Consider the following 13,341-nt stretch of genomic DNA (forward strand, 5'->3'; position numbering starts at 1 on the left):
CACCTATTCTTGTTTTTTTTTGTTAGTCTTCTCAGCCCCCACCTATCGTATTACCCCACCCCAGGCAAGATAATCGTCGCCTGCATCCCCTCGTTGTTGCCGCTTTGCAGGGTCAAACTGCCGCCGTGGTCCTCGACTATCCGCTTGACCAGGGTCAGGCCCATGCCGGTGCCGATCATTTTTGTGGTGAAAAACGGATCAGCGGCCCGGCCAATGCGGCCGTCCTCCATCCCTTTGCCGGAATCGCGAATAACAATCCGGACCTTTTCCTCCTCCTGCCGCACTTCGATGACCAACTCACCGCCTTGAGGCATGGCCTCGACACTATTGCGGATCAGGTGCACCAGGGCCTGCTGAATGAGTCGGGAATCGATATCGACCATGATATCGCTGGCCGGGGACAGCAGAGTTTGGCGGATTCCCTGCTCTTTCAAGGCCCCGAAATGGAGCAGCAGTGACTTGCGAATCAGCGGCAGCAGAGAGGTCCGTTCGCGAACCGGTTTGACCTGCTCGACAAAACTAAAGAGATTTTCCAGGGTTTTTTCAATTTTTTCCGCTTCGCTGGCCATCATGGCCAGAAACTGCAGCCACTCCTGGTTGTCAATTTTTCGGGCGAGCAAACGGGCGGTGCCGCCGATGGCAGTGATCGGATTGCGAATACTATGGGCCAATTGGGCCGCCATGTGACCGAGAGCCGAATACCGTTCCGCCTCAACCAGCAAGTTTTTATTTTTTTGCAGTTCGCCGGTCACCTCTTCCAATTCCTCAACCTTGCGCTGCATGGCCATATAGAGGCGGCAATGTTCAATAGCTAGGCTGGCCTGGCTGGCAAAGCTCTCCAGGGCATGCACCCTCTCCTCGCTGATGGGACTGCGATCAACTAAATGGTCGGCAATAATCACGCCCAACGCCCGGCTGGGCGAGAACAGCGGCACGATCACAAAGGTGTCTTCCTGGAGCAATCCCAGCAGCTCAAGCGGCACCGGATAGGCACACTGGCCGTTGATCACATTGATCGATTGCCGGCTGCGCACCGCCCTGATCAGAATATGGTCGCTCTCTTTCGCCTCGACCTGCAGGGCGCCAACGATCCGATTGACCTCAACATCCCCCCCGTTTTCGTTGCTCTGAATGCGGGTAAAGAGGTCGTGCAGCCCCAGTTCCTTTTCTTTGACGTCACGCCAGATGCGGCTCCCGTCCTCTCGGTTTCCCGGCCCGATCGCCAGGCGACCCACCAGACGTTCACCGGATTCGTCAAACAAGGCGAGGAAGGCGCGGTTGAACTGCAGGCCCTCTTCAGCCGTGATGCCCACCAAAATGGCGTGGAGGATCTCATCCAGCACGGTCATGCTGAGATAGGCAGAATTCATTTTCATGGCCAGTTCATGGGCCAATTGAATGCGGAAGGTCGCCTGTTCGATTTGCCGCTGGTACTGGCGGTTGCGGATCGTCAATCGCCGTTTTTCCAGAACCCGGCGCAGGGTCGTCAAGAGATCGGTGAACTGCACCGGTTTGGTTAGGTAGTCGTCGGCTCCGTACCGGAGACAGGCAAGCGCCGTCTGCAGGTCGGTAACAGCGGTAAGCATGATCACCGCCAGATCGGGATGTTCCCGTTTCAACTCGGGCAACAGCTTCGTGCCGTCCGCATCGGGCAGGCCAATATCAAGCAGTACCAGGGCAACCTTGTGACTGGCAAGCTGGCGGTGGAGCTCGTCGGCGGTGCCGGCGGTGACCGCAGCGAATCCCTGTTGTTGGAGAAAGTCTTGCAAAAGCAAGACAATATCGGGGAAATCGTCAACAATGACGATACATTCTCCCCCCTCGAGTAACTCATCCTCGGCCACGGCCAAGGGGGGCGTGGAGGATTGCCGTTCAATCATATCTCTCCCTTGTGGTCGAATATTTCTATGCATATGCTGGTAGATAGATTTTGTTTTACCCATGATAAAAACAGGTGTCAAGCCGCCAGCCCCGCCATTCTCGGATTGCCTCCTTTTCCAGGCCGTGGTAAGGACTGAAAAAATTCCCCAATAGGCAGGTTATGACGCATCACCAATCCAAACAAAGGCGCACCCAGAAGTGAGCGATGACGAGTTGCTACGGGTTATTGCCGATTTTCTCTCCCTAGGTCATGTGGACAATATTGTGGCCATGTTCCGCCAGGAGCCATGCTACCTCGCTTGGACAGGGCAGCTACTCGAGGACGAGCGTTTCGCGGTCCGGCTTGGTGTATCAGTGCTCTTTGAACACCTTGTTGAACTCAGCCCGCACCTTCTCCCCCTTGCCGTGCCGGGTTTGATCGGACAGCTACGCCATCCTGTTGCCTGGGTACGAGGCGAAGCGGCCAGTGTACTCGGCCTCGTCGCCACCTCCGAGGCATTGACCGCCCTACCGGCTTTGCTGCACGATTCGTCGCCTCAGGTGGTTGAAATCGTGCGTGATATTTTGGAATCCCCCTCGCATGGATAGGTTTTTCGGTCCACAAGGGGTCCTGGCCGCCCGTCTCGTCCCGTATCAATTCCGTCCCGGTCAACTGGAGATGGCGCAGGCGGTTGCACAACTGCTCGATACGGCAGAAGAGATTCCGTCTGATCAGGCCACGTCCCTGGTGGTCGAGGCGGAAACAGGCCTGGGCAAGACGCTTGCCTACCTGATCCCTGCAGTCCTCAGCGGCCACCGCGTGGTGGTTTCCACCAACACCCGCAACCTCCAGGACCAGATTCTCCAGCGGGAAATCCCCCTGATCCGAGAACATATCGCCCCGGATCTCAAAGCACTGTGCGTCAAGGGGCGGCAAAATTACCTCTGCCTCTATCGCTGGCGCCAACTGCAGGCCAGCGGCCAGGCCGATCTCGTTGCCGGTGGCGAGGAAAAAACCGTCGATGAGTGGGTCGGCGAGACGGTGCACGGTGACCGTTCAGAACTGAGCTGGATCGCTGCCGGATCACCCTTTTGGCAAAAAATCTGCTGCCTCTCGCATTTTTGCTTGGGTGCCAACTGCCCGGAGGCAACTGGGTGTTTCCTCAACCGGTTGCGCCGGGACGCCGCCGCCAGCCGCCTCCTGATCGTCAACCACCACCTGCTGTTTTCTGATCTATCCGTTCGCCGGACCGGGTACGGCGAGGTCCTGCCGAGGTACGAAACCGTTATCTTCGACGAGGCCCATCATGTCGAAAATGTGGCGACCACCTTTTTCGGTTTCACCTTTTCCCGCTATCAGATCCTCGATTTAACCGGTGACGTGGAACGCAGTGGAGAGGCCGATCTGACCGGCGCACGGCGAGAAGCGGTCCTCAATGCGGCCAACCGGCTCAACGGGACCATTGAGCGGTTTGTGACCTCCTTTCCGATGCAAAAAGGCCGCTTTCTCCTCCAGGGACTACTCTCCGAACATCTCGAAATCAGGACAATACGCGAGGATCTCGCGGCAGCGCTGGAACATTTGGGCCTCTGCCTCGAGGAAATCACGGCCACTGAAGGCCCCTGGCAACAGTACGCCGACCGCGCCCGAGAACTGGCGGCGCGTCTGGAGTTGATCACCGTCGAGCAGTTTGACGACTTGGCTCCGGAGGATGTCCATCACACCCACTGGTACGAACGGAGCGACCGTAACCTGACTCTGTACGCTACGCCGATCGATGTGGCGGCAGAGTTGCAATCAACGCTCTTTTCCCTAGTCCGGCACTGCATTTTCACCTCGGCGACCCTGACCACCGGCGGCAACTTCCACTATTTTTTTGAACGCCTTGGCCTGCCGCCGGAGACGCCCACCTTGTCGTTGGCCTCGCCCTTTGACTACCGCGGCCGGACACTCCTCTACATCCCTGGCTCCACTTTTCCCCAACCCACAGCGCCAGACTATCCGCAGGCTCAGCACCAATGCATGGAAACACTCATTACCCATGCCGGCGGCCGAACCCTGGCCCTGTTTACCTCACTGAGCGCCATGGACCACGCCCATCGAGCCCTCCGCGACCGCCTGCCCTATCCGCTGCTCCTTCAAGGTTCGGCCCCACGGCGGGTGCTCCTGCGACAGTTCAGCCAAGAAACCGACTCTGTGCTCTTTGCGGTGGCCAGCTTTTGGGAGGGCGTCGATATCCCGGGCGAATCCTTGAGCCTGGTCATTATCGACAAATTACCGTTTGAAGTCCCAAGCGACCCTGTTATTATGGCCCGCACGAACCGGATAAAGGCCCTGGGCGGCAACCCGTTCAACGATTTCCAGGTGCCGCGGGCCATCCTGACCCTACGCCAGGGGGTAGGCCGGCTGATGCGGACAGCCGACGACCGTGGCGTCATCGCCATCCTCGACCCCCGGCTGTTCACCAAAGGATATGGGCGTCAATTTCTCAGGAGCCTCCCCCCGAGCCCCGTCACCCGGGAGTTGGAGGACGTTGCGGCTTTTTTTATCAACCAGCACGCTATCCAGCGATAGGCGCTCCACCGGAACAATCAAACAACCGCCATGAACCCACCCGAAACCGAACACACCTTGGATTTGCGCGGCGCGTCTGCTGCAATCGCCGTCCGGGTCGAGAAAGCAATGCACGGCGATCTGAAAACTTCGCTGGCCGATTGCGATCCGCTCCTGAGTGAAGTTGTGCACTATACTCTTTTTAATGGCGGCAAACGCGTCCGCCCCCTGCTCACCGTGCTCTGCTCACGATGCTGCGGCCGGGATGACGACGACCTCTATTTGCTAGCGGCAGCCTTTGAATACCTGCATGTGGCGACCCTGGTGCACGACGACGTCATTGACCGAGCGGCACAGCGACGTGGGAAAGAGACGGTGGCCGCCCGGTACGGGCTTGCGGCCGCCATACTGGCCGGTGATTGGCTCCATGCCCGCAGCATGCACCTGATCGGCAAACTCGCGGGGCACGAAGGGCTGGAAATCTTCTGCCGGGCCACGGCCTCCATGGTCAACGGCGAATTCGAACAACTTCGCCACACAGGCAACATCGAGACAAAAGAACACGACTACTTCAGGGTCATCCGCCAGAAAACCGGCAATCTCATCGCCTCCACCTGCGCCATCGGTGCCCTCTTTGCCGGAGCAGACCGCCGCCACCAACAGGCCCTGGCAACCTATGGCGACAACATCGGAATCGCCTTTCAGGTGGTTGACGATCTCCTTGATTTTCAGGGCGATGCCCAAACCACCGGCAAGCAAACCGGCAATGACTTCGTCGAGGGTAAAATCACCCTGCCGCTGTTGCACGCCCTTGATGGGGCCAGTGAAGAAGAGCGGCAAACCATTGACACCCTCATCCGAGGTGATCGGACACAATCCGAGGCCTACCAACGTCTCATGGCTTTCATCGGCCGGCATGAAGGTTTCGCCAGTGCCGCCCGCACCGCCCAGCAGCACATCGCTCTCGCCATCGATGCTCTGGCCCCTTTCTCCACGCCGGACAACGAGGACATAAACGTCACCCTGTTGCAGGGGTTGGCCGATTATATTATCGCCAGAAACAAATAACCGGCCCCGTTGTGCTCTTCCCCCTGTCCCGCCAATCCGCAGACTGCTCGATACTGTTCGTTTTCCTCCTTATTTTTTTTCTGACCGGTTGCCGTTCCCCCGAACAACCCACGGAAAAAAAAGAGGCTGATCACCCAACGGTTCAGACCGCAGCGGAGCCGTTGTCCGTCTCCGCACCCCCGATCGCTCCCCAGCCGCTACCGGTGCCCGCCCCGCCTGCGGACAACGTACAGACAGCAAACCCGGTCGTCGGGCAAGAAGAGGGGGGCGCTCCACCAAACAGGCCCCCCCGGCCGCTGGTCGCCATTATCATCGACGACATGGGCTATAACCGGCAACTCGGCTATCAGTTTCTGCAGTTTGGGGCAAATCTTAGCTTTTCCTTTTTACCGCAAGCGCCTTTCACCGCAGAATTGGTGGAAGAGGCCTTTCATGGCGGGCACGATGTACTGGTTCATCTGCCCATGGAACCAAACGATGAGAAGTTGCGGCTTGAGCCAACCGCTTTATTGGTCAAAGACAGCCCGGAGCGGATCAGACAGAAAACAGAGGCGATGCTGGCGGCGATTCCCCATGCGATTGGCGCCAACAACCACATGGGCTCGCGTTTTAGTGAAAGCGGCCCGGGGATGCGGGTGGTGATCGAAACCCTGAAGGCTCGTTCCCTTTTCTTTGTCGATTCCTACACCAGCGGAGCCTCGCGAGGATTAAAAATAGCACGCCAACTGCATCTGCCTTTCACCCGGCGCCATTTATTTCTTGATAACGTTCAGGATGCGGCTGCAATCTGCCGTCAGATCGACCTCCTGGTCAACTTGGCATATCGCCAAGGCCAGGCTGTTGGCATCGGCCACCCGAACCAGGCTATGTTCGCGGCTCTATCTCAATGCGGGGACGATTCTTTCCAGGGAATTGAGATGGTTGGGGTGCATCGGCTGATGCATTAACTCTCAGGGGTGGGACTGCATCGAAACAATCGAGAACAGCTGACTGATCGAGCCAGCTGTTAGGCCTGCAGATCGGGAACCAAAAAATTGATGTGCTCCTCCTCTCCTGCCATTTCCACGACTTCACCGGCGCCATGCTGTTGCAGCCAGGCCACGACCTCAACCACCAGATGCTCTGGCGCCGATGCTCCGGCGCTGATCCCTACCCGATTGACGCCCGCGAGCCATTGCGGATCGATCTCACCCGCGTGGTCAATTAGGTAGGCTGGCGTTTGCCGCAACTCCGCTACTTCCCGGAGCCGGTTGGAGTTGGAGCTGTTTTTTGAGCCGACGATAAGAACTAGGTCCACCGCATCCGCCAGTTGCCGCACCGCCCCCTGGCGGTTGGTAGTGGCATAGCAGATATCTGTCCGCTCAGGCTCGGAGATCAGCGGAAACCGGACGCGCAACGCCTTGAGCAGTTCCGCGGTGTCATCAACACTGAGCGTGGTCTGGGTGACATAACCGACCTTGGCCGGATCGGTGACACGGAGGCCCGGGATCTCGACAGGTTGGGAAAGCACATGCACCGGCCCCTCAGCCTGACCGCAGGTGCCCTCAACCTCTGGATGTCCCTTGTGGCCAATCACCAAAACATCGTACCCTAGCGAATGCAGGCGGATCATCCGCCGATGTACCTTTGAAACCAACGGACAGGTGGCATCAATGGTCCGTAGCCCAAGTTCCTTCGCGCGCTCCTCAATGGCCCGAGAGACACCGTGGGCACTGAAAATAGTGACCGCGCCCCGGGGAATTTCCTCCAGCTCTTCGACAAAGACCGCACCTCGCTGCCGCAGTTCCTCGATCACATGGGTGTTGTGGACAATTTCATGCAGGACATAGACAGGTGGCTGATACCGCTCCAAGGCCTGGTGCACAATGGCGATCGCCCGGTTGACTCCGGCGCAAAAACCGCGTGGGTTGGCAAGAAGAAGTTCCATGAAAGTTCGTAGGGGTGAAATAGAAGGGTCTGTTTAGCCGGCAAAGACGGGTGCGGATCGAATCAGGTTTCAATTCTCAAGCTTTTTCAATGCATCGCTGACGGCAAGCGGATAAGGATGATTCTTCCGGAGAAAAACCGGCATGTTGTTGCGCGCTTCCCTGGCAGCTTCCAGGCTGTCATACATTCCATAATAAACAAAAATGGCGGGGGGAGTATTTTTTTTACGCAGAACATACAACTGGTCACGTATGGGATAGTATTCGTCCTGAATAAACGTATTGGTGACACTCGCTTGGGCCTGGTCGGACACCAGCATCATCAGTTGAATGGTGTAATTACCCTTGTGAATCCCGGCCAGCCAACTGGCGCTGGCCGCCAGCCGCTCCCGGAAAATCTTTTCGCCGTCTCGTTTTTCCGCACCTCCAGTCGAGGCTGCGCGGACCCCTACCGAACCAGAGACGGACGATGCGACCTCCGTGCTTGGCGAGACAGCCGCCTGGTTCCCTGCCATTTGAGTCGAGGGCGGTGGTTCCTTGCCGCTCCTGCCCATGAGCAGAAAGCCAATTAACAGCACGGCCACCACTGCTCCGGCGAGCGCCCCAGTTAGAAATTTATTATACTGGAGCAACTCGTAGATTTCGATGATCTTGTTTTCCAGGCGGAACCCGTTCTCAGTTTCCGGCTCCTCGGGTTCAACATGGTCGAGCAGCACCATGAATGATTTTTCCGTGCAAGATGCCTGCAACGCTTCCTCGGCAAGGATATTTGTCTTCCGCACGTTGCCGCGGGACACTTCGAAGATTTGAGCTACCGCTGCCTCGGTGAAAATTTCATCATGCTGCTCGCGGCTCATACCGGCGGCATTGAGACGAAAACGAAGATACTGCCGAGTTTCGTTTTCAGTGAGGTCCTCCAAAAAATACCCTGAATGAATATCAACAGTGGTGCAAAATACGGTAAGTTGATCCAGGTTGGCCTCCAACTCCGGTCGTCCGGCGAGGAGAACGGTCAAGTTCTGACTCTCCTTGTCACCGATATGCCGGACCAGCCGTTCCAGGGTGGCCAAAAAAAGCTTTTCCGCCTCATCAATGATCAGCACGACCTTGATCCGCTCGGATCGTTTCCAGTCTAAAAGCCGCTGAAACTCCTCGAGATACAGTGCCGGATCGTGTTTGCCTCGCGGGTCCATGCCCAGATCAATACAGGCAACCTGCAACAGGTCGTCAAAGGAGCCGACCGGATTTTCAACATGGATCACTTCGTATTCAGAGGGCAGCCGATCAACAATCAGCTGACAAATGAGAGTCTTGCCTGCTCCTTCCCGGCCAACCAATTTGATCAGTTGTTTTCCGGCAAGAACATCAAGAATGAGCGACTGGCAGATTTCCTCACGCTTGGCGCCTGGAAAAAAGACCTCGGGGTCCGGTTCTTCCGCAAAAGGGGAGTGGGTGAGATGAAAATGCTCGCGATACATGCGTCTCTACGGAACCTCTTGGGTGGGGGAAATCGGCAGTAACATTTGCCTTGTGGCCGAGCGGTGGCCGTCTCTGCAACACCACGCGGCACGGCACGGCCAATGGCAATACAATGCCGTAAAAACAGAAACAAGTCAATTGATTATCAATGAGTTAGTTGCTTCTACGAATGGCGCTCCGACAAAAAATGATTGTTGCCGGATCACCAATTCAACCAGAGCCGCTCACTGTGCGCGCCCGACATTTCCGCATTTCCGGAACCAAACGTCCCCTGCTTACACGCTCGCATCAAAAACAATAAAAGAGCGCAAAATCAGAAAGAAAATAAGACAATCTCATTCCTCCCGCCCGAAGCCTGCCTGTAATTCCTGTTTCCCGGACCAAATCGCCTGTTTTTTTCGATAAATCGGAAAAAACACAGAGACTAGCGGCCCCATTTACGCAACCTATTGTTTTTATATCGAATTAAAAATGGCACAACAAGTGCATAATGGTAGTCAAAACGTGGGCATTAAATTTCAGAACAGGTTCATCTCAACTCGTTCTTTATATCCACAAGCGGACGAGGGTTAAAGGCAAAAACACACAGGGTTGCCAAGCCACAAATTATAAAACATGGAGAAGATCATGAAAAAAACAATTAAATTCAGCTTGGCAGTGGCAGCAACTCTTCTGCTCAGCAGCAACGCGATGGCTTTACCTTCAGCAGGACAATCCGTAAAATTGTTCAACGGAGTCAATGGCACAACCAACGGGGGAGAATTCAATGTTGATGTCGCAGGGAATTCAATTGCAGTAGACTACACCAGCTTTTGCTTGGAAGTAAATGAATACATAAATTACAACACCCCTTACCACATTGATTCCGTAGCGGATTTTGCAGCAAACGGCGGGGTAGGTGGCGCCACAGATAAAAAAGATTACCTCGACCAAAAAACCAAATGGGTTTACTGGAATTATATCCAAGGGACTTTTGGAAAAAGTGACGTAATTGCCAACGCTGTACAAAGTGCAATCTGGTTTTTAGAGGATGAAATAGATGGGTTGGGCGATTACGCGACTACTGTTAATGATTGGTTAACAAAAGGAGCGGAGAAGGGTTTCACAATTGACGGTATCGTTAAAGTTATCAATCTCTCTGATTCCAATGGCGTCTTTAAGCAGAGCCAGATTATCGGCGAAGCCGCCCCCGTCCCCGAGCCCACCACCATGCTGCTGTTCGGCACCGGTCTTGTCGGCTTGGCTGGCATCGCTCGCAAGCGGAAAAATAGCTGATTTTTTTCACCCATCTGCTGGACACAAGGTAAGCCTTCGGGCTTGCCTTTTTTATTTGCCGTTGTAGGATTCCGGGCGCAAGATTTTCTTTCTCTCCACCCGGATTCGCATGCCTGTTTTTCGCCTGGCCCACAAACCGATCTTTCCCGCCCCTGAACTCGCCGAGCCCGACGGCCTCCTGGCCATTGGTGGCGATCTGAGTCCGGTCCGACTGATCACAGCCTACAGTCAAGGCATCTTCCCCTGGTTCTCTGTTGGTGACCCAATCCTCTGGTGGTCACCAACACCACGGCTGATTCTCTTCCCTGAAGAGTTCCACCTGCCCAAACGACTGCAGCGCACCATCAGAGCGGGGACCTTCACGGTCACCGCCGACACCGCCTTTACAGACGTTCTGGCCGGTTGCGCCAGCGCCTCCGGACGTTTGGAACACGGCACCTGGATTACCCCGGAAATGCAGCAGGCCTACGGTCATCTGCATGAGCTCGGTTTTGCCCACTCCATAGAATGTTGGGTGGATGGTCAGTTGGCCGGCGGCCTTTATGGCGTCTGCCTGGACCAGATATTTTTTGGCGAATCGATGTTTACCCGCGTCACCGGCGCCTCCAAGGTGGCCTTGGCAGCCCTGGTGCGGCAGGCCCAGCGGCTCGGCATTGCCATGATCGACTGCCAGATGACCACCGAGCATCTGCTCCGCTTCGGCGCCAGAGAAATTTCCCGAGAACTCTTCCAAACCCTGTTGGACGAGCACATCGATGGTTGTTTGCCCCAAAAAAAATGGCGCCTGCCCTAGCCGATAAGAAAAAACGGCCGAAACAAACGCCCTCGAAAACACCCCCCTCTCTCCCTGTCCGGTCGGCTCAGGCCACCCGCCCCTGCATCAGCTACTCAATTCATTGAGCGGGTCCCGGCAACGCCCGACCGAACCTCATTGCTCCAGCTCAAACTCGTAGCGGAGACCGGACCGGGAAAAATGCCGGTCAACCTTTTTCAGGCCGTACAAATTGGCGACCTGAAAATTCACCTCCCAATCACCCACCAGTGTTGCCCCCTTCCCCAGATAGACGATATCGATCACCTTCATTTCCTCGGGCGCGACGGAAAGCAGCATGAACAGGCGGTTTCGGGTCGCCTGCATAACAATGATCCGCTGATTTTTCTCGATCCTCGTGTTTTTTAGCTTCCAGCGGACCTCCACAGCATCTTCCCGCTGGAAATTGATTTTCTGCAGCTGGCTGCAGTCCTTGCGGTGCAGCGAAAGGCCGCGCTCGCTGAGCAGACCGATCACACCCTTGTCAAGCGGACCAGGCTTGCAGCAGGCGGACGATTTGATCACCACCGGATCGAGTGTCGTCAAGTCGACCCGGTTGAAGGCGCCGGTGGGCTGAAACAGGGTTGGCCGGCCAACGTAGAGCCCGTTCCTAATCTCATAGATCAATTCCCGCAGCCGAACCCTACCCTCACCCAGTTGCAGGAACAAATCGTCCATGGAATCGATATCGAAATAGGCAAGAACATCGGTCATCCCCTCTTTCTCGACCACCTCAAAAGGTACGCCATATCGCCGCAGTTCCTGAGAAAGCAGCGAAGCGCCGATCTGAGAGGACACCGCCTCCCGCCGGAGACGAAAGGCCTTGGAAAGCTCGGACCTGGCCTTGGGTGTCTGGCAGAGGGTCTGCAAGGCGGGGTCGAAATTGACCTGTCCCTCCTGGCGGATAACCTTAATGACGTTGCCGTCGCGGAGTTGATGGTTAAGCCCGACCTTCTGTTTGCCAATCATGCCGCCAACACAGGTGTGGCCGATGGCGGTATGGACCCGGAAGGCAAAATCAAGCAGGATCGAATTGATTGGCAGGCAGATCAGGTCCCCCTGAGGGGTGTAGGTATAAATTTCCTTGCGGCCACTGGCGGCAATCATGTCCCGGTAGCTGACCGAATCGTCATTGCCGAGAATATCGAACATCTCCTGAATTTCTTTGAAAAACCGACTACTCACCTTGCTGTCGCCACCCCAATCGCGCACCATGCCGCGCTGAGCGCGGCGGGCCATCTCCTCGGTCCGGATCTTGAAAAGATACTTCCTGCCGTTGATATTGGGCCGGGCGTGCAACCCCTGATAGCCCGAGGGCTTAGGATTGGCGATGAAATCGCGGATGGTCCGGGGAATGGGCGGATAGATCTGATTGAGCACCCCCAGAGCTTGGTAACAGCCGCTCCGGGTTTTCATTAAGATCAGAATTTCCTGGGGACTCTCAATCTCTTTGATCAGGATGCGGTTGCGGACATCGAAATATCCCCATAAGCCCTTGGTTCGCAGGGCCACCTTGCCTTCCAGCCCTTCTTGTTCAATCGCCTTCTGGACATTGTCGATGATCTGCAGGACAGCCGGGTCGCTGCGCAGGCTGTTGATATGCACCTGCAACCGGCTGCCCTGACGGGGAAACTTATAGGCCAGCGCCAGATTGTACAACTCCCGCTTAATAGCGAACAGGCCGAGTATGGTGGCGAGGGGGGCATAAATATCGAGGGTTTCGTCGGAGATCTTCTGCCGCTTGTGCTTAGGCATGCTGGAGAGAGTGCGAAGATTGTGCAGCCGGTCTGCCAGTTTGACGATCATCACCTCCAGCTTTGCCGCCGCGCCACTGAAAATTTTTCGATGGACCAGCTTTTTGAAGGTCTGGCGGTCGCCGGTATAATGGGTGACCTTGGTGCACCCCTCGACGATTGCCTCCACATTGGGTCCGAATTTTTCCCGGATCACCTCGCCGGTCACCTCTTCCACATCCTCAACAGTATCGTGGAGCAGGGCTGCGGCCAGAATTTCAGGATTGCGGATATCCAACTCTTCGGCCAGGATCCGGGCCACCGAGCAGGGATGCATGATGTAGGGATCGCCGGAACGCCGCCATTGGTTACCGTGGGCCTCGAAGGCGAAATCCAGCGCTTTCCAGAAGACCTGTGATTCCGACCCGTTGCCGATGAAAGAGTGCATGGCCTGACGGTATGCCTCAAGATCGTATTTAACGTACTGCATCTGGCACCCACCGCCCTTTGGCTTTTCCTTTCTTTACCGCCCAAATGGTGTACAATCGTTTGTTTAAGACAAAAGCTCGAACTTATACTCTAACAGAGACTATCCTGCGGACAAAGAAAAATTCTCGTTCCTCCGGATTTCAAGAT

At 56.0% G+C, this 13,341-nt stretch carries 10 protein-coding genes; 6 read left to right on the plus strand and 4 right to left on the minus strand.

From position 1 onward, the window contains the following. Positions 1 to 50: 50 nt before the first annotated feature. On the minus strand, positions 51 to 1,880 hold the full coding sequence (locus ACHZCX_RS07185; protein WP_319586554.1) for a response regulator: 1,830 nt from the start codon (positions 1,878 to 1,880) through the stop codon (positions 51 to 53). A gap of 199 nt (positions 1,881 to 2,079) precedes the next feature. On the opposite strand from ACHZCX_RS07185, the gene ACHZCX_RS07190 reads away from it, so the two are divergent. From ACHZCX_RS07190 to ACHZCX_RS07205, 4 genes are read left to right on the plus strand one after another with little or no spacing between them, the layout of a single operon-like run. After that, the gene (locus ACHZCX_RS07190) at positions 2,080 to 2,469 is read left to right on the plus strand and encodes a HEAT repeat domain-containing protein (protein ID WP_319586555.1); all 390 of its coding nucleotides are present in this window, start codon (positions 2,080 to 2,082) and stop codon (positions 2,467 to 2,469) included. After that, entirely contained in the window at positions 2,462 to 4,435 is a 1,974-nt protein-coding gene (locus ACHZCX_RS07195; RefSeq protein WP_319586556.1) for an ATP-dependent DNA helicase, read from the plus strand. The genes ACHZCX_RS07190 and ACHZCX_RS07195 overlap by 8 nt, the downstream gene beginning before the upstream one ends. Positions 4,436 to 4,465: 30 nt before the next feature. After that, the gene (locus tag ACHZCX_RS07200; RefSeq protein ID WP_319586557.1) at positions 4,466 to 5,482 is read left to right on the plus strand and encodes a polyprenyl synthetase family protein; all 1,017 of its coding nucleotides are present in this window, start codon (positions 4,466 to 4,468) and stop codon (positions 5,480 to 5,482) included. A gap of 11 nt (positions 5,483 to 5,493) precedes the next feature. Then, positions 5,494 to 6,429 carry a divergent polysaccharide deacetylase family protein gene (locus ACHZCX_RS07205; RefSeq protein WP_319586558.1) on the plus strand — a complete coding sequence of 312 codons (936 nt, stop codon included), beginning with the start codon at positions 5,494 to 5,496 and terminating at the stop codon, positions 6,427 to 6,429. A gap of 59 nt (positions 6,430 to 6,488) precedes the next feature. Here the strand turns inward: ACHZCX_RS07205 and ispH are convergent, their stop codons facing one another. Together ispH and ACHZCX_RS07215 are read right to left on the minus strand one after the other, a co-directional pair. Beyond that, positions 6,489 to 7,409, minus strand: a complete 921-nt coding sequence (gene ispH, locus ACHZCX_RS07210; protein WP_319586559.1) for a 4-hydroxy-3-methylbut-2-enyl diphosphate reductase — start codon at positions 7,407 to 7,409, stop codon at positions 6,489 to 6,491. A 69-nt stretch (positions 7,410 to 7,478) separates the two neighbouring features. Continuing rightward, on the minus strand, positions 7,479 to 8,885 hold the full coding sequence (locus ACHZCX_RS07215) for an AAA family ATPase (RefSeq protein ID WP_319586560.1): 1,407 nt from the start codon (positions 8,883 to 8,885) through the stop codon (positions 7,479 to 7,481). 628 nt (positions 8,886 to 9,513) lie between these two features. Between ACHZCX_RS07215 and ACHZCX_RS07220 the strand changes: the two genes are divergently transcribed. Next, positions 9,514 to 10,161, plus strand: coding sequence for a PEP-CTERM sorting domain-containing protein (locus ACHZCX_RS07220; protein WP_319586561.1), 648 nt, complete (start codon positions 9,514 to 9,516; stop codon positions 10,159 to 10,161). A 109-nt stretch (positions 10,162 to 10,270) separates the two neighbouring features. Continuing rightward, positions 10,271 to 10,954, plus strand: coding sequence for a leucyl/phenylalanyl-tRNA--protein transferase (aat, locus tag ACHZCX_RS07225; RefSeq protein WP_319586562.1), 684 nt, complete (start codon positions 10,271 to 10,273; stop codon positions 10,952 to 10,954). A 135-nt stretch (positions 10,955 to 11,089) separates the two neighbouring features. Here the strand turns inward: aat and ACHZCX_RS07230 are convergent, their stop codons facing one another. Further along, on the minus strand, positions 11,090 to 13,195 hold the full coding sequence (locus ACHZCX_RS07230; RefSeq protein WP_319586563.1) for an HD domain-containing protein: 2,106 nt from the start codon (positions 13,193 to 13,195) through the stop codon (positions 11,090 to 11,092). Positions 13,196 to 13,341 lie beyond the last annotated feature (146 nt).

This window comes from uncultured Desulfobulbus sp., assembly GCF_963662935.2.
In the GTDB taxonomy this organism is placed as follows: Bacteria; Desulfobacterota; Desulfobulbia; order Desulfobulbales; family Desulfobulbaceae; genus Desulfobulbus.